Source organism: Pseudomonas graminis (assembly GCF_013201545.1).
Taxonomy (GTDB): domain Bacteria; phylum Pseudomonadota; class Gammaproteobacteria; order Pseudomonadales; family Pseudomonadaceae; genus Aquipseudomonas.
This window is the reverse complement of the sequence record NZ_CP053746.1, coordinates 4,050,581-4,074,269: the sequence shown is the minus strand read 5'-3', so window position 1 is coordinate 4,074,269 and position 23,689 is coordinate 4,050,581. Positions and strand designations below refer to the sequence as shown.

The window sequence follows — 23,689 nt, the reverse complement described above, 5'->3', positions numbered from 1 at the left end:
GAGGTGCTTCCGTGGAAACGTCCCAATCACGCTGGTATAGCCAGCTGTATGTGCAAGTGCTGATCGGCATCGTGATCGGCGCCGCCATCGGTTACTTCTTGCCAGACATCGGTGCCAAGCTCCAGCCCTTCGCCGATGGTTTCATCAAACTGATCAAGATGCTGTTGGCACCGATCATTTTCGGGACCGTCGTCGTGGGTATCGCGAAGATGGGCAGCATCAAAGAGGTGGGCCGAATCGGTGTGAAGGCCCTGCTCTACTTCGAGATTCTGTCCACCATCGCGCTGGTCATCGGCCTGATCGTCGTTAACATCGTCAAGCCGGGGGTCGGCATGAATATCAACGTCAGCGCCCTTGATGGCAGTGCTATCAGCAAGTACAGCCAGGCCGCCAGTGAACAGGGCGGGACCATTGATTTCTTTCTCAATATCATCCCTCACACTTTTCTCGGCGCCTTTTCCAACGGGGTCATGCTTCAGGTGATCCTGCTTTCTGTGTTGATGGGCATTGCGTTGGTGCAAATGGGCGAAACCAGCAAGCCGCTGATCAACACCATTGATCTGTTCCTGCAAGGCCTGTTCAAGATCGTTGCCATGGTCATGCGCCTGGCGCCGATCGGTGCGGGTGCAGGGATGGCCTTCACCATCGGCAAGTACGGCATCGGCACCCTGCTCTCTCTCGGTCAGCTGCTGATCGCCCTGTACCTCACCACGCTGATCTTCATCGTCGTCGTGCTGGGTTCCGTGGCAAGGTGGTCTGGCATGCCGCTGATGCAATTTCTGCGTTATTTCAAGGATGAAATTCTCATCACGCTGGGCACCTGTTCGACCGAAGCGGTGCTGCCACGCATGATGGTAAAACTGGAAAAACTGGGCTGCAAAAAATCGGTGGTGGGCATGGTGCTACCGACCGGTTACACGTTCAACGCCGACGGCACCTGCATCTACCTCACCATGGCCGCCATTTTCATTGCCCAGGCGACCAATACCCCGCTGACCTTTGCCGATCAGTTGATCTTGCTCGGAGTGTTCCTGCTGACGTCCAAAGGTTCGGCAGGTGTGGCAGGTGCGGGGTTCGTGACGCTGGCGGCAACCCTGACCACCATCCACTCCATTCCTCTGGTCGGGCTTGTTCTGCTGCTGGGCATTGATCGGTTCCTGAACGAAGCGCGGGCCGTGACCAATTTGATTGGTAATGGTATCGGCACCATCGCTATCGCCAAGTGGGACAACTCCTTCGACGTCGCGGCCTGCGAGCGCGAGATCGCGGCGATGAAAACCGAAAAATCCCAAAGGAAAGCCTTGGCGGCGCAGAAGTAATCCGCCGGGCCCTCCGTTGATTGCCCGTGAGATACGGCATCGTCGGCAGCCGCTTCAAGGCTCATCCAGTCAGGCAAACGGCGTTGTCACCGCTGCAGCTTCCGTGACAGGAAATCCCGGATGTACTGCGCGACCTCGGGCGCATGGGTCTCCAGCGCAAAGTGTCCGGCGTCCAGAAGATGCACCTCGGCACTCGGGATGTCCTTGCGAAACGCTTGCGCACCCGGCGGAATGAACGCCGGGTCGTGCTTGCCCCAGACCGCGAGCAAGGGCGGCTGGTGCTTGCGCAAGTACGCCTGAAACGCGGGATAGGCGGCGACGTTGCTGCGGTAGTCAAGAATCAGGTCCAGCTGTATTTCCTCCGCGCCGGGCCGGGCCATGTAAAAAATGTCGAGGTTGTAGCCGTCGGGCGAGAGCTTCTCGGGATCGGCACCGGTGCCGTATTGCCAGTCGCGGATGGTCTTGGGCGACAGCGACGGTCGACAGGCTTCGCGGTTGGCCGCCGAAGGATCACGCCAGTAAGCCTGCCACGGGTCCCACTGATCGCTGAAACCTTCAAGGTAGGCGTTGCCGTTCTGGCTGATGATGGCCGTCACCTTTTCCGGGTTGGCGGCGGCGAGGCGCAGGCCGGTGGGCGCCCCGTAGTCGAAGATGTACAGCGCGTATCGGGTCAGCCCCAGTGCTTCGGTGAAACCCTCGACCACTTTGTAGAGGTTGTCGAAGGTGTAATCGAACTGGCCCCGCGGCGGTGCCAGGGTGTTGCCGAAACCGGGCAAGTCGGGCGCGATCAGGCGGTACTGGCTGGCGAGCAGCGGCATCAGGGTGCGGAACATGTGGCTTGCGCTCGGGAAGCCGTGGAGCAGCAACAGTACTGGCGCATCCTTCGCTCCGACTTCGCGGTAGAACACCTCGACGTCGCCGACTTTTTGCGTGTGGAATCTGACACGGAAGGCATCATCGAGCTTGGCGCTGCTGTGCCGGCCGGAAGGAGGTGAGCTGGCTGAGGCCGTGCTGGCAAATGACCCGGCCACGGCAGACGCTGCTCCCACCGCGGACGCCTGCAAGATACCGCGGCGGCTGAAGCCGGGCTTACAGTTCGATGAATTGACCGAATCGGAACGAGTCATTGGGAGACCTTCATGAGTGGGTTCAGGCTGAATGCTATTGGCCGCAGCGAAGGCCGTGAATCACCAGGAAACTCAACTCACCATTTCTGATTGTGCAACGTTGCTGAACATCTTGAGGCGTATGAACCGACCTCTTCCCGGCTGAAGCCAGTCCCACTAAAAGCACCGTGCGTCCCGGTAGGACCGGCTTTAGAAGGGAAAGCGCCAGACGTCCCACCGGAAAGCTAATGTCGATTGAAGAGCGTATCTGCGCAATAGCTCACAGCCACGCAGCGGGCCGGCGCCGGTGTCCAGGTAGTGGACGCCTGCGTGAAGACAGTAGGCTCAATACGGGTAACTCCAATTTAGTGGGCTCTATCGTCCGTTTACCTCGATAAGCCCCTGAATTGTGGATTTATGAACAGATGCCACATGACGGTGCAGGGTATTGATTACAGACCTTTTATTACGCCGAACATCATTACGACTGATAGTTACCTTCGCGTCATTCGATTCGTGCAATAACACCCCCGAGAACATTATCCGCCCATCTCAATAACATCGGCGGATTCTCCCATGCTTCAGTCTTTAACTCCTTTGCGCTATCCCCTCGCCGCGTTGACCCTTGTGGTCCTCAGCGCGTGCGGCCGGACGCCTGAGGCGACGGTTGCGCCGGCGGCGGCGAAAGTCAACGTGGCCAAGGTGATCGAGCAACCGGTCAACGAGTGGGACGAAGTCACCGCCCGCCTCGAATCGCCGGAAACCGTTCAGGTGCGCCCGCGTGTTTCAGGCCAGATCGATTCGGTGGCTTTCACTGACGGCGAGCTGGTGAAAAAAGGCGACCTGCTGTTCCAGATCGACCCGCGCCCGTTCGAAGCGGAAGTGCATCGTCTGGAAGCGCAACTGCAGCAGTCCAAGGCCGCAGCCCAGCGCAGCACCAACGAAGCCCAGCGCGGCGAACGCCTGCGCACCAACAATGCGATCTCCGCCGAACTCGCCGACTCTCGTACCACCACCGCCCAGGAATCCAAAGCTGCCGTTGCCGCCATCCAGGCACAGCTTGATCTGGCGCGCCTGAACCTGAGCTTTACCCGTGTCACGGCGCCGATCACCGGACGCGTCAGCCGTGCGGAAATCACCGCCGGCAACATTGTCACCGCCGACCAGACCATCCTCACCAGCCTGGTATCCACCGATAAGGTCTACGCCTACTTCGACGCCGACGAGCGCGTGTTCCTCAAGTACAACCAACTGGCTCGCGATGGCAAACGCGGCGCGACAACGCCGGTGTACATGGGCCTGTCCAACGAAGCGGAAAACCCGCACCTGGGTCAGATGAACTTCGTCGACAACCAGGTCAATCCGCGCACCGGCACCATCCGTGGCCGCGCCGTGTTCGACAACAGCAAGGGCGAATACACCCCGGGCCTGTATGCGCGCCTGAAGCTGGTGGGCAGCGGTACCTATTCGGCCATGCTGATCAAGGACGAAGCGGTGGGCACCGATCTGGGCAAGAAATTCGTGCTGGTAGTCGACAAGGACAACAAGGCGATCTACCGCAGCGTCGATCTGGGACCGAAGCTCGAAGGCTTGCGCATCGTGCGCAGCGGCCTGAGCAAAGACGACCGCATCGTCGTCACCGGCCTGCAACGCGTGCGTCCGGGCTCACCGGTTGACCCGCAGGACACGCCGATGGCCAGCCCCGAAACACTCTCCGCATTGCAACAACAACGCCAGGCGCTCGAAGCCAGCAACCAGCCCAAGGCACAGTCCAAGCTGGACGCCAAGGTTGCTGCTTCCGCCACGCCACGCGGTTAAGGGACACACTCGATGAATTTCTCCAAGTTCTTTATCACGCGACCGATCTTCGCGGCGGTGCTTTCGCTGCTGATCCTGATCGCCGGCGCGATCTCGCTGTTCCAGCTGCCCATCAGTGAATACCCCGAAGTCGTGCCGCCGACTGTTGTCGTGCGCGCCAACTTCCCCGGCGCCAACCCGAAAGTGATCGGCGAGACCGTCGCCGCGCCGCTGGAACAGGCGATCACCGGCGTCGAGAACATGCTCTACATGTCCTCTCAGGCGACCGCCGACGGTAAGCTGACCCTGACCATCACCTTCGCGCTGGGGACCAACCTCGACACCGCGCAGGTGCAGGTACAGAACCGGGTCACCCGGACCGAGCCAAAGCTGCCGGAAGAAGTGACGCGCATCGGTATTACCGTGGACAAGGCCTCGCCTGACCTGACGATGGTGGTCCACTTGACCTCGCCGGATCAGCGTTACGACATGCTGTACCTGTCCAACTATGCGGTGTTGAACATCAAGGATGAGCTGGCACGCCTGGGCGGTGTCGGCGACGTGCAGCTGTTTGGCATGGGCGACTACTCGCTGCGAGTCTGGCTCGATCCGAACAAGACCGCATCGCGCAACATCACGGCGACCGACGTAGTCAACGCCATTCGCGAGCAGAACCGTCAAGTGGCCGCCGGTCAATTGGGCGCACCGCCCTCCCCGAGCGCCACCAGCTTCCAGATGTCGATCAACACCCAGGGCCGTCTGGTTTCTGAGGAAGAGTTCGAGAACATCATCGTTCGCGCCGGCGACAACGGCGAAATCACCCGGGTCAAGGACATCGCTCGCGTCGAACTGGGCTCCAGCCAATATGCCTTGCGGTCGTTGCTGAACAACCAGCCGGCAGTGGCGATTCCGATCTTCCAGCGTCCAGGCTCCAACGCCATCGACATTTCCAACGAAGTGCGCGGTGAGATGGAACTGTTGAAGAAAAACTTCCCCGAAGGCATGGACTACAGCATCGTCTATGACCCGACGATCTTCGTGCGCGGCTCCATCGAAGCGGTGGTTCATACCCTGTTCGAAGCGCTGATCCTCGTCGTACTCGTGGTGATTCTGTTTCTGCAGACCTGGCGCGCCTCGATCATCCCGCTGGTCGCCGTACCGGTGTCGCTGATCGGTACGTTTGCGGTCATGCACCTGTTCGGTTTCTCGCTTAATGCGCTGTCGCTGTTCGGGCTCGTACTGGCGATCGGTATCGTCGTGGACGACGCCATCGTGGTGGTGGAGAACGTCGAGCGGAACATCGAGCTTGGCCATCCGCCGATGGAGGCTACACAGATCGCCATGCGAGAAGTGACCGGCCCGATCATCGCCACGGCCCTGGTGCTGTGTGCGGTGTTCATTCCGGCGGCGTTCATCTCCGGCCTGACCGGGCAGTTCTACAAACAGTTCGCGCTGACCATCGCCATTTCGACGGTGATCTCGGCCTTCAACTCGCTGACCCTGTCGCCTGCGCTGGCCGCTGTTCTGCTGCGCGCCCACGATGCACCGAAGGACGGCTTCTCGCGGTTCCTCGACAAGCTGTTTGGCGCTTGGCTGTTCCGCCCGTTCAACCGTTTCTTCGTCAAGGCCAGTAACGGCTACGTGAGCACGGTTGGCCGAGTGATCCGCATCAGCGGCGTGGCACTGGTGGTGTACGCCGGCCTGATCGTGATGACCTGGCTGGGTTTCTCCAACACCCCGACCGGCTTCGTACCGGCACAGGACAAACAGTACCTGGTCGCCTTCGCGCAACTGCCGGATGCCGCGAGCCTGGATCGCACCGAGGACGTGATCAAGAAGATGTCGGCCATGGCCCTGGAACAACCAGGTGTGGAAAACGCCATTGCCTTCCCTGGCCTGTCGATCAACGGGTTCACCAACAGCCCGAACTCCGGCATTGTCTTCGTCGCCCTCAAATCCTTCGATGAGCGCAAGCAGGCCAGTGAGTCTGCGGGTGCCATCGCCGGCGCCCTCAACGCCAAGTATGCCGGGATTGAGGAAGCCTACATGGCGATCTTCCCGCCCCCGCCGGTACAAGGCTTGGGCACGATCGGCGGTTTCCGCCTGCAGATCGAAGACCGTGGCAACCTGGGTTACGACGAGCTTTACAAAGAAACAATGAACGTCATCGGCAAGAGCCGCAGCGTGCCGGAACTGGCGGCGCTGTTCACCAGCTACACGGTGAACGTACCCCAGGTCGATGCCGCCATCGACCGCGAAAAAGCCAAGACACTTGGCGTGCCGATCAGCGACATCTTCGACACTCTGCAGGTCTACCTGGGCTCGCTGTACGCCAACGACTTCAACCGTTTCGGCCGGACCTATCAGGTCAACGTGCAGGCTGAGCAGCAGTTCCGCCAGGACGCTGAACAGATCGGTCAGTTGAAAGTGCGCAACAACCGCGGCGAAATGATCCCGTTGGCGACGCTGTTGAAAGTCACCAACACCTCGGGCCCGGACCGCGTCATGCACTACAACGGCTTCATCACCGCCGAGATCAACGGCGCAGCGGGACCGGGTTACAGCTCGGGTCAGGCGCAGACAGCGATGGAAAAACTGCTCAAGGAAGAACTGCCCAACGGCATGACCTACGAGTGGACCGATCTGACCTACCAGCAGATTCTGTCGGGCAACACCGCGTTGCTGGTCTTCCCGCTCTGCGTATTGCTGGCGTTCCTGGTACTGGCCGCGCTGTATGAAAGCTGGAGCCTGCCGCTGGCGGTGATCCTGATCGTGCCGATGACCCTGCTGTCGGCCATTGCCGGTGTGATCATTGCCGGGAGCGACAACAACATCTTCACCCAGATCGGCCTGATCGTACTGGTGGGCCTGGCGTGCAAGAACGCGATTCTGATCGTCGAGTTCGCCAAGGATGAGCAGGACAAGGGCAAAACCCCGCTGGAAGCTGTGCTTGAAGCCTGCCGCCTGCGTCTGCGGCCGATCCTGATGACCTCCTTCGCATTCATCATGGGTGTGGTGCCACTGGTGCTGTCCAGCGGTGCCGGTGCCGAAATGCGTCATGCCATGGGCGTGGCGGTGTTCTCCGGGATGCTCGGTGTGACCTTCTTCGGTCTGCTGTTGACGCCGGTCTTCTATGTACTGATTCGGAACTACGTTGGCCGCAAAGAGGCACGCAAGGCGGCCAAGGCTCAACGCATTCAGACCACCGCCCCGGAGGCTCATTGATGAAAGCTGCAAAACTCTTTCTGCCGAGCCTGCTGGTGCTGGCGCTGGCGGCCTGCGCCGTCGGCCCGGACTACAAGAAGCCGGAAACCGCGGCGGCCAACATCCAGGCCGCCACCCAGCGGGCCTATGACCGCAGTCACATCGAGACCGTCTGGTGGCAGCAGTTCGACGACCCGACCCTGAACAAACTGGTCGCCGAATCGCTGCAGGGCAACCGCGAGTTGCGCGTCGCCTTCGCCCGGCTGAAAGCGTCCCGCGCGATTCGTGACGACATCAGCAACGACGCGATGCCCGTCGTGACCAGCCGCGCCAGCAGCCAGATCGGCCGCTCGCAGGTACCGGGTGAAACCGAACACAGGGTCAACCAGGAACGTTACGACCTCGGCCTGGACATGGCCTGGGAACTGGACCTGTTCGGCCGCATCCAGCGCGAGCTGGAAGCCAGTGACGCCGACCAGCAGGCTGCCGAAGCCAACCTCTATCAGCTGCAAGTGACGATGATCGCCGAACTGGTCGACGCCTACGGTCAGCTGCGCGGCGCCCAATTGCGCGAGAACATCGCCCGGGACAACCTGAAAAATCAGCAGGAGTCCCGCAGCGTCACCGCGCAGTTGCGTGACGAAGGCGTGGGCAATGAGCTTGATGTCGTGCGTTCCGACGCGCGTCTGGCGGCGGTGGAAGCCACCATTCCGCAGCTTCAGGCCGAGCAGGTGCGCCAACGCAATCGCATCGCCACCCTGCTCGGCGAGCGTCCGGACGCCATGACCGTGACCCTCGCTCCGGCCAAGCTGCCGGCGATCTCCAAGGCTCTGCCGATCGGTGATCCGACCAAGCTGCTGGAAAACCGTCCGGACGTACGCAGCGCCGAGCGGCAACTGGCGGCGCAAACCGCGCGAATCGGCGTGCAGACCGCCGACCTGTTCCCACGGGTCAGCCTGAGCGGTTTCCTCGGGTTTACCGCCAGCCGTGGTTCGCAGATCGGGTCCGGCGCAGCACAAGCGTGGGGCCTCGGCCCGAGCATCACCTGGGCGGCATTTGACCTGGGCAGCGTCAGGGCGCGGATTCGCGGCGCCAACGCCGATGCCGAAGGCGCCCTGGCCAATTACGAGCAGCAAGTGCTGCTGGCCCTGGAAGAAACCGAAAACGCGTTCAGCGACTACGACAAGCGTCAGCAGCGTCTGGTGTCGCTGGTGCGGCAGAGTGAAGCCAGCCGTTCGGCGGCGAATCTGGCGAACATCCAGTACCGCGAAGGCACGGCCGACTTCCTCGTCCTGCTGGACGCCGAACGTGAGCGTCTGGCCGCCGAAGACAGCCAGGCCCTGGCCGAAATCGATCTGTATCGCGGCATCGTCGCCATCTACAAAGCCTTGGGCGGCGGCTGGCAGCCGAACGCCTGAGGTCATGGGATGAACGGCGGGATTGCTCAAGCGGCGGCGGATCTGCAGCGCTGATCTGCGGCCACCCTCCGCCGCTTTCCAAGGCCCCGGACCCACAAGGTTCGGGGCTTTTTTCTGAACCGTTGATAAACAACCCGCGAGCGCCCGAGGGGGCCATCAATCCCCACAGGGTTTGACACTCGGCGGTCTCTCCCCGAAGCTGCTGCACACGCCCACACGGAAACCGATATGTCTGAGTCGTCTTCCCGGCGCACACCCGCCCAGCTCAAGGCTCGACGTCGCTGGCAGGTGGCAATTGCGCTGGCGCTGTTGCTGCTGATCATCGCCATGGCGATGCTGGTGCGAAACTGGCACGCGCCGCCGGCCGCACCGCAGGTCAATCACAGCTATGCCGAAGCACTGGAGCAGGCCCACGGTGGCAAGCCCGGCGCCGCGCGCGTGCTCTATCAGCAATTCACCCGCACTGACCTGTCGGATATTCGCCGCGCCGGCCTGCTGGCTGAGCTGGTCAATTACCCGGGCCCCCAGGCCCTGAAAATTCTGCGAGGCGATCTCAAGCGCCCCGCTCCGCTGGTTCAGCAGGCGGCCATCCAGGCGGTCACCGCCATGCTTCCTGAAGATCAACGCAGCACGCTGATCGGCCCGCTGCTGGACGACGCAGATGATCAGGTGCGCTTCAGCGCGGTGCGCGCCTTGCTGCCGCTGAGCCCGGATGAACTGGGCCTGTATTACGGCGCGCTGCAAGAGGCCGCTCAGCAGTATGAGCAGGCGCTGACTGCCCAGCCGCCGAGCGCGCAACGCCAGCTCGCGCTCGCGCAGCTCTACCTCAACAACGGCACCCCGCAGAAGGCGATCGAGGCGCTGGAACTGGCCGCAAAACTGGAACCGGACAACCTCGAGACCGGGCTGGCGCTGGTGCAGTTACTCGACGGTCAGGGTCAGGCCGATCGTTCGCGTCAGTTGCTCGCCCAATGGCTGGAGAAACAGCCCCAGTCGTCCCTGGCGCAACACGCACTCGGCCAATGGCTGCTGCGTCACAAACAGAACGAATACGCCCTGCTCCCGCTGACTCGGGCCATTGAGCTGGACCCGGAGAATACCGGCTACCGTTACGACCTTGCCGTGGCGCTTCACGACCTCGACCAGCTCGAAGCCGCGCAGCGTCAGCTGGAGGACATCCTGCAGCGCGCACCCGCCGACCGCCGCGCGCGGATTTTGCTGATTCGTTACTGGACCGAGACCGGGCAGCTGCAGAAAGTGCAGGTGCTGCTCGCGGAACTGGAGCAGCTCAACGCCGATGATCCTGCCCTGCAGCAAGGGCTTTAGAACACTCAGTATTCGTCTCGAACAGCCGAAGTACGCCTGCCCATCCTGTCCGGGAACGATTCATAATGATGGGTCCGCTGCGCCGGCTCGATCGGGGGTAGCCTTATCCGTGATCCGGGACGTCAGGGCTTCAACCGACAAAAGCATGCTTGCAGCAGCGAGCACTCCTTGGAAGAGAATATTCATGGCAGTGCGAAAATCAGCGCCGATCATCGTGTTTGACGTGAACGAGACCTTGCTCGACATCAGCACCCTTGAGCCGCTGTTTGAGCGTGTGTTCGGTGACAGAGCCAGTTTGCGCGAGTGGTTCGCCAACCTGATCCTGTATTCGCAAACGATGACCCTGTGCGGCCGATACACCCCATTTGGCGAACTGGCCGTAAGCACGTTGCGTATGGTCGCGTCTCTCCATCAGGTCGCACTCGACGCCAGCGATATCGATGAATTGCAGGCACGGATGAGCACCATGCCAGCGCACCCCGATGTCCTGCCGGCACTCAAGTGCTTGCGTAACGCCGGCTTACGGCTGGTGACACTCAGTAACTCGGCCAGCGGTGCATCCCCATCGCCCCTTGAGCGCGCCGGGTTGGCGACGTTCTTTGAGCGTAGTTTCAGCGTTGAGGCCGTTAAAAAATTCAAACCTGCTCCGGAAACCTATCAGATGGTTTCCCAGGCGTTGAATGTCGAACTGGCGGACTTGCTTCTGGTGGCTTGTCATTATTGGGACACGGCGGGTGCCCAGGCTGCGGGGTGCCTTGGCGCCCTTCTGACCCGTCCGTACAACGCACCGCTCCTGATAGACGAAATGCCAGCGCCCGACCTGATGGCCTCCGAGCTAGGCGCCCTGACCGAGCAGATCATTCAACGCTGGGGCGGACCGGCATAGCCCGAGGTCTTCCTGGCATTCCAACTGCATCAGGCACTGAGGGGAGCATGCGAGGTGGTACCAGCAAGCAGGAAAAAGGTGGTCGCGGCTGACTCCGCATGGCGGGTGTTCCTTGTATTTTTGCGCTTGGGACTGACGTCTTTCGGAGGCCCGATTGCGCACTTGGCGTACTTTCGCGAGGAGTTCGTTGCGCGACGCCAATGGCTGAGCGAGCGCAGCTATGCCGACTTGGTCGCTCTGTGCCAATTCCTGCCGGGGCCTGCGAGTAGCCAGGTCGGGATAGGATTGGGACTGTCGCGTGCCGGATTTTCCGGAGCCGTCGCAGCATGGGCAGGTTTCACCTTGCCATCGGCGATAATCCTGGTTCTGTTCGCAAAGGGTCTATCCACGTGGGGAAGCGCTTTCCCACACGGCCTGTTGCATGGCCTTAAAATTGTCGCGGTCGCTGTCGTCGCTCAGGCTGTCTGGGGTATGGCCCGCCAGCTTTGTACCGATGTGCTTCGCGTGACAATCGCCGCATTCTCTGCCTGCGCTGCACTGCTGTGGCCCAATGCAATGGGCCAGATTAGTGTAATCGTCTGCACCGCCGGGGTAGGTCTGGTGTGTTTTAAAACCGATCAACGACAGCCAGTGGAATCTTTGCCGATTTCCATCAGCCGGAAAGTAGGTGTGATCTCGTTACTGGTGTTTTTCAGCTTGTTGGCTGGCCTTCCGTTATTGATGCAGGTTCTGCCCTCTCAAACCCTGGCCCGGGTGCAGGACTTCTACCGGGCCGGCTCATTAGTCTTCGGAGGGGGGCATGTGGTGCTGCCGTTACTTCAAACGGCAACGGTACCCAACGGCTGGGTAGCCAACGATACCTTCCTCGCCGGGTATGGCGTAGCTCAGGCCGTACCCGGCCCACTCTTCACGTTCGCCGCCTTTCTCGGTGCGTCCATGAGCGTCCCGCCGTCGGGTTGGGTCGGCGCATCGGTTTGCCTTGCCGCCATCTTTGCACCTTCATTTCTTCTCGTGATCGGGGTGTTGCCATTCTGGGAGCAGCTGCAGCAAGGCATTCGTACCCAGGCGGCACTTGCAGGCATCAACGCGGGGGTGGTCGGGCTTCTCTTGGCGGCTTTGTACAACCCGGTCTGGACGAGCGCCATCTCAAAACCCCAAGACGTCGGGCTGGCCCTGATCGCCCTTGTTGCCTTAATGTTCTGGAAGGTCCCTCCGTGGTTGGTTGTCTTGGGGATCGGCCTGATCGGATGGTTGCTAAGTCCGGTGTGGTGAGGAGAGCCGGTCCGCGTTCGATGCTGTGGGTATCGGCCCGAACCACGGTGGCACAGAGATGCAGGGTCAGTGTCGCCCGTCCGCCCGGGTTTCGGACGTGGTCCGGTCGGTGCGAGTAGGCGGCCGTTGGCCGCCGCTCTTGAGACGGGATAGTTTCCAATAGCGCTAAAGTATAAGAAATTACTTACAACGCTTTGCGCCTATTATTGTTTTTTTGTCAGACCCGCTTATCGTCTCCGAGGTGTTTCACTTAGCGATGAGTAAATCCGCTATTTTACAATGCGTAAAAAACGTGCATTATTTACTCGCGCCACAATTGAACTACCCCGTCTTGATACCAACGCTCATCCTTAGAAGTTAGTGTCGACGGCCGATCCTGATGTCAAGGACACGGTAGAACGTGGTGAAACCAAAAGCAGCAGAACCCGATGCGCATCGTAGTGCGTGCAAGGTTGCTTGCATTGAGCTGACAACAGCCATTAATTGCCGGAGTATCATTTTGTCCAGACTTGCCGAATATCGCGCAGCAGAAAAAGCCCTTCAGGAGCAACTGGCCCAGCTGGAGTACCTGAAGAACGACGACGGATTGAAGAAGGAAATCGAGTTCGAGCAGCAGTTGCAGGCCCTGATGAGCAAGTACGACAAGACCTTGCGCGACATCATTGCCATCCTCGACCCCCACACCGGCGCCTCCACCTCCGCGCCAGCAGCTCCGAAACGCCGCCGTCCGCGGGTCGTCAAGGTCTATCAAAATCCGCACACCGGCGAAGTGATCGAAACCAAAGGCGGCAATCATCGCGGGTTGAAAAACTGGAAAATACAATACGGTGCCGAAACCGTTGATTCGTGGTTGCGCGGCCGCTAGTCTGCTGCTCCCTTAAACATTGGCCTGCAACATTGAGAGGAAGCTCTGCTCGCGGGGCTTCTCTGCAAGTAGGTCGGCATGGCAATGAAACATGTGCTCTGAGCGCTGATAACAGCCAGCCAAAGGTGAGGTATTTTAAATAATGCAAGCCGGCGCAGGCACGGTTTGAATATCAAACCTGACAATTAGCTGAACAGCTTCGTATTAAAGGGATATATCGCTTTCAATACCCGGCTGGCGTATAGCATGCTTGATCGTCGAGTTTCACCCGCGTTATTTATCACGTTAAATATGGACGTGAGGGGCGCTGAGGCTGGCCATGAGCCTTCATGCATGAACAGACTAATTTTCCCTCCACGGCTGAACGGCTCGTGAGCTTCACATTTTTTTCACACCGGGTTGTAGAGGATGGAGGCTACTAAAGGATTAGTGCCCCAATGCCCGCTTCGGCGGGCTTCTTTATGCCCGCGATTTGTGTAGATCCTGCCTCGACCCTACTGCTCCGATCCGAGGCGCAGGCTGTCCCTGATTCGCAGCACTTCGTCTTTATGGGCCGCATAGCCCTGTGCCGAGCCGGCATACGACAACGACCACGCCAATTGCGGACTGGCCGCTGCTACCAGTGTCTGTGTCATGACGTGGTTGCCGTTCTGGGTGATCGTGCACGTGGTCTCCATCGCCGGGATGTCGCTCAGCGTGCTGTCTTTCATTCGCGTGCAGACGCTCTGAAAACCGCCGCGGGCAAAATTGACCTGCACCGCCTTGCGCATCTCCAGCAGCACGCTCTGCACATTGACCGAGTGACCGGGCTGCAGCTGCGTCTGAGTCAGCTCCACCACCATGGCCGGATCGCCGTTCTGATCGTTTTTAACCGCACGCTGTCGTATTTGCACGGTGAGCTGACCTTCGCTCGGCGGTGGCTGGGGCAGCGCTTCCACTTCCCAGCCTTCGGGCCAGATAATCATGGCGTCCGCCGAAGACGCGACGCCCGGAATCATCAGCACGAGACAGAAAGCAACGCGGGCGCATGAGCGCAATGAGAGATGCATGGGCGGTACCTGGATGTCGAGCCGCGAAGTGTGAGCCGGTCATCCATTGCCCACAAGCCGAAAGCCGCGTTTTATGCGCCTTCGGTTTGGCGAGTCGTTCATGAGTCCGTATCATTACGCAACATTTTAGCGTTAACCCGGAGACAACCATGAGTCTGCACGACCTGAACACCTTCCCCGGCGTCACGGCCACCCCGGACGCATCGACTGCAAAATTCGTCTTCAACCACACGATGTTGCGGGTCAAGGACATCACTGCTTCCCTGGATTTCTACACACGCGTGCTGGGTTTCAGCCTGGTGGAAAAACGCGACTTCCCGGAAGCCGAATTCAGCCTTTACTTCCTGGCGCTGGTGGACAAGGCGCAGATTCCACAGGACGACGCCGCGCGCAACGTCTGGATGAAAGGTATCCCCGGCGTGCTCGAACTGACCCACAACCACGGCACCGAGAAGGACCCTGCGTTTTCCTACCACAACGGCAACACCGACCCGCGTGGCTTCGGCCATATCTGCATTTCGGTGCCCGACGTGAAGGCTGCCTGCGCGCGCTTTGAAGAATTGGGCGTGGACTTCCAGAAACGCCTGACTGACGGCCGGATGAAAAGCCTGGCCTTCATCAAGGATCCGGATGGCTACTGGGTCGAAATCATCCAGCCATCGCCGGTATCGGGCGAGTAATCGCGCTCGATCAGTAGGACTTGCCTTGATCGGGACAGGACCGGCATTGACCCCGACCGTGGGACCGGCTTTGACGTCTTCTGTAGGACCGGCTTTAGCCGGGAAGGCGTCGGGGGTTACACCGCAGGATTGCGGGTGTTCACACCGGTCCCTTCCCGGCTGAGGCCCGTCCCACTCTGGAACCCGGCAAGGGTCACGCTGCTTCTATCACCTGATCCGTATCAGCCAGATCCGCATAAATCTGCGCGTTCGACGGCTCAGGGGTGAACGTCAGCGCAATGTTCTGGCACTGCTCTTTGAGCTGTTGCAGCTTCAGCGGCCGGCTGAGGAAATACCCCTGCGCTTCCTCGCAGCCGAACTCCCGCACCAGGCTCATGCACCGGAACGTCTCGACGCCTTCCGCGACAGTGCGATAGCCCAGCTCGCCGGCCAGGTGCAGCACGGATCGGGCAATGATGCGGTTGCGCGGGTTGCTCTCGAGGTCCGTGACCAGGGATTTGTCCAGCTTGAGGATATTGGCCGGGATTTCGTGCAAGTAGGCAAAGTTGCTGTACCCCGCGCCAAAATCGTCGATGGCCACGTCAACGCCCAACTCGCGAATACGAGTGAGCTGGGCAATGACGCGCTTGTCGGCCCGAATCCATTCGCCTTCGGTGATCTCGACTTCCAGCCGAGCCGGTTTCACGCCGTGCCGGTCGCAGGCGCTTTGCAGCGTCAAAGCGATGTCCAGATCGGCGAAGTCCAGCGGCGACAGGTTGAGCGAGAGACGCACCTCTTCGTCGATCCAGCCGCTGAGGTCGCTCAGCGCCCGATCAATGACCCATCGGGTCACCGTGCTGATCCTGCCGGCGCTCTCGATCAACGGAATGAACTCGCTTGGCCAGATCTTGCCCAGCATCGGATGGGTCCAGCGAATCAACGCCTCTACGCTGAGCAGACGGCCATCCTGCAGGCTGAAACGCGGCTGGTACTCCAGATAGATGTCGCCACTGACCAACGACTCGGCGAGTTCGTTGAGCAGGGTCAAGGCGCGCCGCTGGGCGCAATCCTCCGCTTCGTCATACGCCGCCCACGGCACCTGTCGATAAACCGCCCTCCCCGCCGCGTGAGTCGCTTTGCCCATGAGCGCAGCGGCGGAGTTCAGTCCGTCGTCACAGCACGCCAGCCCCACGGCAACCTGCTGATGAGTGAACGGCTCCGTGATCAGGGCCAACAGCATGCGAACCAGGTCGTCGCGGCGAGACCGGTCGCAGCTCATCTGCACACAGAAATCCTGGTCGCTGACGTGGTACAGCTCGGCGATGCCATCCAGGCGACGACGCAGGCAGTGAGCCATGTCGCGACGCGTCTGCTGCGCATCCAGATTGCTGCTCACGCTGATATCCGCAACGCTCATCACCGGCTGGGTGCGGATTACCACCATGAGTCTCACCTGGCTTGCGGTCACCTCAACGCCCTGGGTGTCCAGCAGGAACTGCTGCAAGTTGGGCAGGCGGCTGACAGGGTGGCGGTAACGCATCACCTGGCACTGTTCGACCTGCCCCATGACCAGCTGCGCAAAATCTTCGAGGACAGCCACTTCGTCGGGCTGGAACTCGCGGGGAACTGTGTCGATCAGGCAAAAGCTGCCGAGCACATCGCCGTGCTGATTGCACAACGGCGCCCCGGCGTAGAAACGGATGCCATCAGGTCGGGTAACCAGCGCGTTGTCGGCGAAGCGCACGTCCAGCGTGGCGTCATTGACCACCATGACGCCGGAATTCTGAATGGTGTAGCGGCAGAATGACTGCTCGATAGGCGTCTGACTCGCGTCGAAACCTACACGACCGGGGAACCACTGGCGGTCTTTTTCCACCAGCGATACCAACACCGTCGGTACGCGAAAGTGCGCAGCAGCCAGGCGACACAGGCGGTCGAAATCCTCACTGTGTGCGGTTTCCAGCCATTGCAAAGCGTGAACCGCGGACAGGCGCTTCTGCTCAATTTGCAGCGAACAGTTCATGGCCTGCGCCCTCGGTTCTAAAAATACGGATTGAATGATATCTCATGGCCACTACTGCTGACACTGCTTCATGACGGAAGGTGCGAAGCAGTGATAACAGCCTAAAAACAGACTTCGGCCGAGTTGAGAAAAGTGATATCACAAAGACATCAGTTAATCGATTCAGTTCCAAAGCTATACATAAATAAAGTTTTGTACAAGTTTTAATAAAGTTAATACGATCGGCGCCGACAGATGGATCAGAGCGACCCGCAGCCAGCCATAACGCTTCCTGCAGAAAAGTCGTCAGCGCCACTGACTTCCGAGAAAAAGGACCGTTCTCACCGACAAAATCCTAATCGCCCCGCTTAGGGGCTGTGAGAGCCGCATGAATATTCTTGCCCCTGCCGTTTACCTGACCAACCGCCTGCGCTTTCCCGCCAAGTTCGCGGTGCTTGCCATCATCGTTCTGCTGCCGCTGGCCCTATTGGGCGCGCGCCTGCTGCATCAACTCAACGCCAGCATCGATAACATCCACTCCGAACAAGTCGGCCAGGGCTATCTGACGGACGTCACCCCCGTGCTGCGCCTGTCGATGCTGCAACGCGCATTGACCAACCGCTTGCTCAGCGGCGATCAGACAGCTCAACCTGACCTCGCCGCCAACCAGGCCAAACTGCTGGATGCGTACACCAGACTCGAGGCCACCGACCGACAACTGGGTGCGGGGCTTGAAACTGGAGATCGTGTGCAGCGCTTGCGCTCTGGGGCCGAAGGGTTGATCAGCCAGACCAAAACCGGGGCCGATCAGGCGACCCTGTTTGACGCATGGAGCGATCAGATGACCCAGACGCTGAATTTTATCTACTTCGTCTCCGCCACCTCCGGGATGGTGCTCGACGAGGACTACGCCTCGCTGTTCCTGATCGATCAAAGCACCCTGCGTCTGCCGCGCCAGATCAACGTGGTCGGGCAGTTGCGCGGCCTGGCGAGTGGTCTGCACGAAGGTCAGCCGCTCACGGACACCCTCCGCGGCACGATCAAATCGCTGCTCAAGCAAGAAGCGCAGATTCGCCAGGAGCTGCTGCAGAGTCTCAGCCTGCTGCGACGTCAGGAACCGGCCCTTGCTGATCGCATTCAGTCCCCCGTAAGCAGCGGGCTCTCCAGCCTCGATAGCTTTCGCAGCGACCTGCAAACCCTGATCACCTCACCGGAAAACACCATCACCGGCATGCAGGGGCTGCCGGCCAAAGGCAACGCTGTGGTCGCCGAGCTGTACAAGGCGCAGGACGCGTTGCAAGACGAGCTCTCCGCGGTACTGGATAAACGACTGGGCGAGAAGTCAGCCGAACGCGCCGCCATGCTGGCCATGTTCGCCATCGCCGGGCTGCTGCTGATTTACGCCTTCAGCGGGATCTACAGCGCCATGCGTCGGGCCATGGAAGACATGTTGAGCGCCACCCGCCGCATCGCCCAGGGCGATCTCACTGCACGTGTCAATGTCGTCGGCAAAGATGAAATGGCCGACATCGGCACCGGTTTGAATCACATGGTTCAGGCCTTTGGCGAGTCCCTGGCTCAGGTCGAGCGTAGTTCGAGTTCGGTGTCCGACGCAGCGACTCGCCTGACTGCGTCCATCGACCGCGCCAAAGTGTCGATGAACGCCCAGCAGGGCGAAACCGAACAGGTCGCCACCGCCATCAACGAAATGACCGCCAGTGTCGCCGACGTCGCCCAGAACACTGAAGGCGCGGCGCGTGCGGCGGAACAGGCCAGTCAGGCGTCCGGCAAAGGCCTGGGCGTCATGCAGCAGACCCGCCAGACCATCGAGGCACTGGCCGGCGAAGTCGACCTCAGCGCGCAAAAGGTCGCGGCGCTCGCGCTGCACAGTCAAGAGATCGGCGGGGTCATTGAAGTGATCCGCAACATCGCCGACCAGACCAACCTGCTCGCCCTCAACGCCGCCATCGAAGCCGCCCGCGCCGGTGAGCAAGGCCGTGGCTTTGCCGTGGTCGCCGACGAAGTGAGGACCCTGGCTTCACGGACGCAGAACTCCACCGCCGAAATCCAGCGGATCATCCAGCAGTTGCAACTGGCGACCAGCGCTGCCGTGGAGCAGATGAAAGCGGGCAAGGACCGGGCGCAGGATTGCCTGACGTCGGCCGATCAGACATCCTCAAGCCTGAACGCGATCAACGAAGGTGTGGAGTCGATCGTCGGCATGAACACCCAGATTGCCAGCGCTGCCGTTCAGCAGCACGCCGTGTCCGAAGACATCAACCGCAATGTCACCGAAATCCGCAATGGCACCTTCATGTTGATGGAAGGCATCGAGGACAACGCGGTCACGGCGGACGAACTGTCGCTGCTGGCCGGCGAACTGCGCACTGTGGTCGGTCGTTTCAAGCTTTGAGCACCGGGGCGCGTTCCGTAAAACGACACGCGCCCTGCCCTGCATCGCTCAAGGCACCTGGGCCCCCGCCACCGCCACGTACACCGAGTACAACGACGTGTTGGCGGTGATGAACAAGCGGTTGCGGCGCGGGCCGCCGAAAGTCAGGTTAGCGACCGTCTCCGGCAGGCGAATCTTGCCCAGTAACGTACCGTCGGCGGCGAAACACTGAACGCCGTCGCCGGCACTGGTCCATACATTCCCTTGCACGTCCACGCGCATGCCGTCCGGCACGCCCGGCTCGATCACCGCAAACACCCGCGACTGCCCCAATTCACGTCCATTGATGACCTCGAACGCGCGGATGTGGTGGGGCCCGTCAGGATCGTGGGAGCGCCCGGAATCGGCGATGTACAAGGTCTGCCCGTCCGGGGAGAACGCCAGGCCGTTGGGCTGCACGAAATCGTTGGCCATGCAGGCGACCTCGCCGCTTTCCGGGTCGATGCGATACACATGGCGGCCTGCCTGCTCTTCTTCGGCCTGATAACCCTCGTAATCGGTGAGGATGCCGTAGCTCGGATCGGTGAACCACACCGCGCCGTCGCGGTGCACTACCACGTCATTCGGCGAATTCAGGCGCTTGCCTTCAAATCGCTCGGCCAAAACGGTGATCGACCCGTCCGGTTCAGTGCGGGTGACACTGCGGGTGCCGTGCTCGCAGGTGATCAGCCGGCCAAGGAGGTCGCGGGTGTTGCCGTTGGCGAAATTCGACGGGGTGCGGAACGTCGACACGCCCTGCTCCGGGGTCCAGCGCAACATGCGCTGATTGGGGATGTCGCTCCACAGCAGATAGCCGCCGTCGTTGAACCACACCGGCCCCTCGGCCCAGCGGCACTGATCGTACAGGCGCTCAAGCTGGGTGTTGGGCAGGATCAGGCGATGGAAACGCTTGTCATGGCATTCATAGAGGTCGTCGGACACGGGGTCGATCCTTGCTTCAGGCGCGGGCATTTTTGCGTCCGCTGACAGCGGTAATCACCGCGATGATGATCAGGCCGGTGAGGATCAGCCGCACCCCGGCACTGGCGCCGAAGGTGTTGAGCATGCTCACCAGCAGGTAAAGGAACAGCGACGCGCCCCAGATGCCGGGCACGTTGGAAAACCCGCCGGCCACGGAGGTGCCGCCGATCACCACGACGGCGATGGAGGCCAGCAGGTATTCCTCGCCCATGCCCAGCGACGCACCGCCGGAAAACCCGGCCAGGGTCAGGCCGCAGAGGCTGCCGAACACCGCACAGAGCACGTAGGTGGCGAAGCGCATGCGCCCAACCCGGATGCCGGCCAGTTCAGCGGCGCGGGCGTTTTGTCCGATGGCCAGCACCGAGCGACCGTAGCGGGTGCGGGTCAGCACGTAGCCCATGAGCACCGCCACGGCGATCACCACGAGGGCCAGATACGGCACGCCGAACACGCGGCTGGTGGCGAAGGTGTAGAAACTGTCCGGCGGCGGCACCCGCACGCTGCGACCATAGGCGATGGCCAGTGATTGCAGGATGAAGCTGGCCGACAGCGTCGCAATGATGGGCGGAATGCGCAGCAGGCGGATCAACGCGAAATTGCCGCAGCCCACCAGCACACCAATGCCCAGCACGCCGATCACGCCCAGCCAGATGTTCGCATCCTGACCGTCCATGAGCTTCATCCCCAGCGCGCCGCTCAGGGCAATATTGGCCGGGATAGACAGGTCGATGTTGCCCGGCCCGGTGCTGATCACGAACATCTGGCCGATGCCGACGATCGCGAAGAACGTCGAGAACGCCAGCGCGCCAGACAGTAAAGCGCCTGCGCCCTGCCCGCCGGTAAACACCAGGGTCGCTACCCAGATCAATAAGGCGGCGAGGAATGACCACAGCCACGGCTTGCCGCGCAGCGCTGCAAAAATTGAAGTGCTCATAGCGGGCGTACCTCCAGACGATTGACCGCCGCACGCAGCGCCAGCACGAAAATCAGAATCGCGCCCTGGGCGCCGATCTGCCAGTCAGGCGAGATGCGGATAAACGACAGCAGCGAACCGGCCAACACCAGGGTCAGCGCGCCAAGCACCGCGCCCATGGGTGACACGCGCCCGCCGACGAATTCGCCGCCGCCAAGAATCACCCCGGCGATGGACAACAGGGTGTAACGCAGCGCCACGTTGGCGTCGGCCGAAGTGGTCAGCCCCACCAGAAACAGTCCCGACAGCACGCCGAAACTGCCGGCCATGGCGTACATCGCCACCTTGATGCGCAGCAGCGACCAGCCGGCCTTGGCGATCGCCAGCGGATTGCCGCCGGCGCCGCGCAACACCACGCCGACGGTGGAGCGCATCAGGAAAAAGTGCATCGCCAGCCCGAGCACGAGGCACACGATGATCGCCAGCGGGATCAGCGGCGGCTTGATTCGCACCAACGCTTGCAGCCACTGGGGTGCCGTCCCGCCCGGCGACGGCAGCAACAGAATCGCGCCGCCGACCCAGATGAACGACATGCCCAGGGTGACGACAATCGACGGCAGGTTGCGGCTGTGAATCAACGCGCCGAGCAGCGCATACACGCCCACGCATCCGGCCAGTGCGAGCCAGCCGAGGAACGGGTGTTGATCGAGCAGCGTCACCGCCACGCAGGCGACGAAGCTGATGAAACTGCCCATCGATAGATCGAGGTCGTTGACGCTGATGATCAGCATCTGCGCGATGGTCGCCAGGGCGATCGGCACCGCCAGATTGAGCATCAGGTTCAGGCCCATGTAGCTCATGGCCCGGGGTTGCATGATGAAAATGGTCGCGAGCAAGACCATCAGCGACACCGCCGGCAAGGCCGCGCGCAGCATGCGGGCACGGCGCGCGGCGTTGTTGCGCGGCGCAACAGGTGCGCGGGCAACGGAATTCAACGGGGCATTCATGGGGTTTCCTCGGCGAAGGAGCTGCGCAGGATGCGCTCCTCGCTCAATTCACTTCGCGGCATATCGAGCACGGCCTGCCCATCGCGGAAGACATACACGTGATCGCAATAGGTCAGCTCTTCAAGCTCCGTGGTGTACCAGATGAACGTGCGGCCGCGGGCGGCCTCCTCCATCAGAATCGAATACACCTCGCGCTTGGTGCCGACGTCGACGCCGCGCATGGGGTCGTCCATCAGAATGATCTGGCTGTCGGACGCCAGCGCCCGGGCAAACAAAGCTTTTTGCTGATTGCCACCGGACAAAGAGAGGATCGGATTGCCCATGTCCGGGGTGCGGATGCTCATGCGCTTCATCCAGTCATTGGCCATCGCTTGCTCGGCATCAGGGTCCAGCAGCAGGCCGCGCTTGAGCTGGTTGAGGGAGCCGATGGTGATGTTCTCGCCGATGGACCACAGCGCAAACACGCCGTCGGTCTGGCGGTCGCCAGCCACGAAACTGGCGCCGGTGCCGTGCTTGACGCAATCGCGCAGCACCTGGGTCAGCAGTTGGCTTTGACCATGGCCCGCCAAGCCGGAGAGCCCGACGATCTCGCCGGCAAAGGCCTGCACCGAGCGGCCATCCGCCTGACGCGCCGGTCGCTGCTGCACGCGAGGGCTGCCTTGCTCGCGGCGGGAAGCAAAAGCCTGTGTGGCCTGTTGCTGTTCGCGGGCCGTGCCGCCCATGACTTCCACCAGCGAATCATGGGTGAAGTCCCGCGCGGCGCGGGTTTCAACGATTTTGCCGTCCCGCATCACCGCGATGCGGTCACACGTACCGAGCATTTCGCCGAGGATGTGACTGATCAGCACGATGCTGCCGCCGCCCTCGACGAACCGCCGCACATGCCGCAGCAACTGCTCGGCGACGCGGGCATCGAGGGATGAGGTGGGTTCGTCGAGGATGATCAGATCAAGGCGCTCGTCGACGTTGATGAACGCCCGGGCGATCTCCACCATCTGCCGCTTGCCGATGGACAGGTCAGCGACAACGTCATCAGCGTCGATGCCGTGGCCGGGGAAAATCTGCTCCAGCATCGCTTCGATCAGCGCACCAGCCCGACGCCGCCAGCCGAAGCCGCGCAGAGCCGGTGACATCAGCCGGGTGTTTTCCGCGACGTTCAAGTTCGGGCACAGCGATAGCTCCTGAAACACGCAGCGAATGCCATGCTGACGCGCCACTTGCACTGAATAGCCTTCGCGCAGGTCGCGGCCCTCAATCAGCAACTGGCCACAGTCGGCGGCCAGGGTGCCGGCGAGCACTTGCATCAGCGTCGATTTGCCCGCGCCGTTGTGGCCGATCAGCCCCAGGCATTCGCCGGCGCGCACGCTCAGGTCGACGTCACTCAGGGCACGCACGGCGCCGAACGATTTGCCGGCGCCGGCGAAGGCCACCCGCACAGGTCCATTTGCGTTCAT

17 protein-coding genes and 1 pseudogene are annotated in these 23,689 nt (G+C 61.3%); 11 read left to right on the top strand and 7 right to left on the bottom strand.

All coding sequences use genetic code 11. The features are described from left to right. Nucleotides 1-11 precede the first annotated feature (11 nt). On the top strand, nucleotides 12-1,319 hold the full coding sequence (gene dctA / locus FX982_RS18255; RefSeq protein WP_172611920.1) for a C4-dicarboxylate transporter DctA: 1,308 nt from the start codon (nucleotides 12-14) through the stop codon (nucleotides 1,317-1,319). Nucleotides 1,320-1,405: 86 nt separating this feature from the next. On the opposite strand, the gene FX982_RS18250 is transcribed toward dctA, so the two are convergent. Next, nucleotides 1,406-2,446 carry an alpha/beta fold hydrolase gene (locus tag FX982_RS18250; protein WP_172611919.1) on the bottom strand — a complete coding sequence of 347 codons (1,041 nt, stop codon included), beginning with the start codon at nucleotides 2,444-2,446 and terminating at the stop codon, nucleotides 1,406-1,408. 555 nt (nucleotides 2,447-3,001) lie between these two features. Between FX982_RS18250 and mexE the strand changes: the two genes are divergently transcribed. The 7 genes from mexE (at nucleotide 3,002) to FX982_RS18215 (ending at nucleotide 13,193) form a co-directional block, all read left to right on the top strand. Next, the gene (gene mexE, locus FX982_RS18245) at nucleotides 3,002-4,243 is read left to right on the top strand and encodes a multidrug efflux RND transporter periplasmic adaptor subunit MexE (RefSeq protein ID WP_122534763.1); all 1,242 of its coding nucleotides are present in this window, start codon (nucleotides 3,002-3,004) and stop codon (nucleotides 4,241-4,243) included. Nucleotides 4,244-4,255: 12 nt separating this feature from the next. Beyond that, on the top strand, nucleotides 4,256-7,447 hold the full coding sequence (locus FX982_RS18240; protein WP_172611918.1) for an efflux RND transporter permease subunit: 3,192 nt from the start codon (nucleotides 4,256-4,258) through the stop codon (nucleotides 7,445-7,447). After that, complete coding sequence (locus FX982_RS18235) at nucleotides 7,447-8,844, top strand: efflux transporter outer membrane subunit (RefSeq protein WP_172611917.1); 1,398 nt, start codon at nucleotides 7,447-7,449, stop codon at nucleotides 8,842-8,844. The genes FX982_RS18240 and FX982_RS18235 overlap by 1 nt, the downstream gene beginning before the upstream one ends. A 228-nt stretch (nucleotides 8,845-9,072) precedes the next feature. After that, nucleotides 9,073-10,170: a tetratricopeptide repeat protein gene (locus tag FX982_RS18230; RefSeq protein ID WP_172611916.1), complete on the top strand. Its 1,098-nt coding sequence runs from the start codon at nucleotides 9,073-9,075 to the stop codon at nucleotides 10,168-10,170. Nucleotides 10,171-10,354: 184 nt separating this feature from the next. Continuing rightward, nucleotides 10,355-11,056, top strand: a complete 702-nt coding sequence (locus FX982_RS18225; protein ID WP_172611915.1) for a haloacid dehalogenase type II — start codon at nucleotides 10,355-10,357, stop codon at nucleotides 11,054-11,056. Between the two features lie 54 nt (nucleotides 11,057-11,110). Beyond that, a complete protein-coding gene (gene chrA / locus FX982_RS18220) occupies nucleotides 11,111-12,328 on the top strand; it encodes a chromate efflux transporter (RefSeq protein WP_172611914.1) in 1,218 nt (405 codons plus the stop codon). A gap of 499 nt (nucleotides 12,329-12,827) precedes the next feature. After that, on the top strand, nucleotides 12,828-13,193 hold the full coding sequence (locus tag FX982_RS18215) for a histone-like nucleoid-structuring protein, MvaT/MvaU family (RefSeq protein WP_122534759.1): 366 nt from the start codon (nucleotides 12,828-12,830) through the stop codon (nucleotides 13,191-13,193). A 494-nt stretch (nucleotides 13,194-13,687) separates the two neighbouring features. Here FX982_RS18215 and FX982_RS18210 read toward each other — a convergent pair whose 3' ends face one another. Further along, nucleotides 13,688-14,191, bottom strand: a complete 504-nt coding sequence (locus FX982_RS18210) for a DUF4946 domain-containing protein (RefSeq protein WP_254074936.1) — start codon at nucleotides 14,189-14,191, stop codon at nucleotides 13,688-13,690. Nucleotides 14,192-14,391: 200 nt separating this feature from the next. Here FX982_RS18210 and gloA point away from each other — a divergent pair, with 200 nt between their 5' ends. Next, entirely contained in the window at nucleotides 14,392-14,922 is a 531-nt protein-coding gene (gene gloA, locus FX982_RS18205) for a lactoylglutathione lyase (RefSeq protein WP_172611912.1), read from the top strand. A gap of 193 nt (nucleotides 14,923-15,115) precedes the next feature. Here the strand turns inward: gloA and FX982_RS18200 are convergent, their stop codons facing one another. After that, nucleotides 15,116-16,924, bottom strand: a complete 1,809-nt coding sequence (locus FX982_RS18200; RefSeq protein WP_172611911.1) for a sensor domain-containing diguanylate cyclase — start codon at nucleotides 16,922-16,924, stop codon at nucleotides 15,116-15,118. A 367-nt stretch (nucleotides 16,925-17,291) separates the two neighbouring features. Between FX982_RS18200 and FX982_RS24890 the strand changes: the two are divergent. After that, a pseudogene (locus tag FX982_RS24890) lies at nucleotides 17,292-18,404 on the top strand (methyl-accepting chemotaxis protein); the annotation flags it as partial. 18 nt (nucleotides 18,405-18,422) lie between these two features. Beyond that, the gene (locus tag FX982_RS24885) at nucleotides 18,423-19,316 is read left to right on the top strand and encodes a methyl-accepting chemotaxis protein (protein ID WP_438826336.1); all 894 of its coding nucleotides are present in this window, start codon (nucleotides 18,423-18,425) and stop codon (nucleotides 19,314-19,316) included. A 48-nt stretch (nucleotides 19,317-19,364) separates the two neighbouring features. Here the strand turns inward: FX982_RS24885 and FX982_RS18190 are convergent, their stop codons facing one another. From FX982_RS18190 to FX982_RS18175, 4 genes are read right to left on the bottom strand one after another with little or no spacing between them, the layout of a single operon-like run. Next, a complete protein-coding gene (locus tag FX982_RS18190) occupies nucleotides 19,365-20,276 on the bottom strand; it encodes an SMP-30/gluconolactonase/LRE family protein (RefSeq protein WP_216843192.1) in 912 nt (303 codons plus the stop codon). Between the two features lie 16 nt (nucleotides 20,277-20,292). Beyond that, nucleotides 20,293-21,249: an ABC transporter permease gene (locus FX982_RS18185; RefSeq protein ID WP_172611908.1), complete on the bottom strand. Its 957-nt coding sequence runs from the start codon at nucleotides 21,247-21,249 to the stop codon at nucleotides 20,293-20,295. Next, nucleotides 21,246-22,235: an ABC transporter permease gene (locus FX982_RS18180; protein WP_172611907.1), complete on the bottom strand. Its 990-nt coding sequence runs from the start codon at nucleotides 22,233-22,235 to the stop codon at nucleotides 21,246-21,248. The genes FX982_RS18185 and FX982_RS18180 overlap by 4 nt, the downstream gene beginning before the upstream one ends. Further along, nucleotides 22,232-23,689, bottom strand: a complete 1,458-nt coding sequence (locus FX982_RS18175; RefSeq protein WP_172611906.1) for a sugar ABC transporter ATP-binding protein — start codon at nucleotides 23,687-23,689, stop codon at nucleotides 22,232-22,234. The genes FX982_RS18180 and FX982_RS18175 overlap by 4 nt, the downstream gene beginning before the upstream one ends.

Coding starts and splice junctions, on each gene's coding strand:
- FX982_RS18250 (WP_172611919.1), bottom strand. CDS start 2,446: ATGACTCGTTCCGATTCGGTCAATTCATCGAACTGTAAGCCCGGCTTC.
- mexE (WP_122534763.1), top strand. CDS start 3,002: ATGCTTCAGTCTTTAACTCCTTTGCGCTATCCCCTCGCCGCGTTGACC.
- FX982_RS18240 (WP_172611918.1), top strand. CDS start 4,256: ATGAATTTCTCCAAGTTCTTTATCACGCGACCGATCTTCGCGGCGGTG.
- FX982_RS18235 (WP_172611917.1), top strand. CDS start 7,447: ATGAAAGCTGCAAAACTCTTTCTGCCGAGCCTGCTGGTGCTGGCGCTG.
- FX982_RS18230 (WP_172611916.1), top strand. CDS start 9,073: ATGTCTGAGTCGTCTTCCCGGCGCACACCCGCCCAGCTCAAGGCTCGA.
- FX982_RS18225 (WP_172611915.1), top strand. CDS start 10,355: ATGGCAGTGCGAAAATCAGCGCCGATCATCGTGTTTGACGTGAACGAG.
- FX982_RS18210 (WP_254074936.1), bottom strand. CDS start 14,191: ATGATTCCGGGCGTCGCGTCTTCGGCGGACGCCATGATTATCTGGCCC.
- gloA (WP_172611912.1), top strand. CDS start 14,392: ATGAGTCTGCACGACCTGAACACCTTCCCCGGCGTCACGGCCACCCCG.
- FX982_RS18200 (WP_172611911.1), bottom strand. CDS start 16,924: ATGAACTGTTCGCTGCAAATTGAGCAGAAGCGCCTGTCCGCGGTTCAC.
- FX982_RS24885 (WP_438826336.1), top strand. CDS start 18,423: ATGGCCGACATCGGCACCGGTTTGAATCACATGGTTCAGGCCTTTGGC.
- FX982_RS18185 (WP_172611908.1), bottom strand. CDS start 21,249: ATGAGCACTTCAATTTTTGCAGCGCTGCGCGGCAAGCCGTGGCTGTGG.
- FX982_RS18180 (WP_172611907.1), bottom strand. CDS start 22,235: ATGAATGCCCCGTTGAATTCCGTTGCCCGCGCACCTGTTGCGCCGCGC.
- FX982_RS18175 (WP_172611906.1), bottom strand. CDS start 23,689: ATGAACGCAAATGGACCTGTGCGGGTGGCCTTCGCCGGCGCCGGCAAA.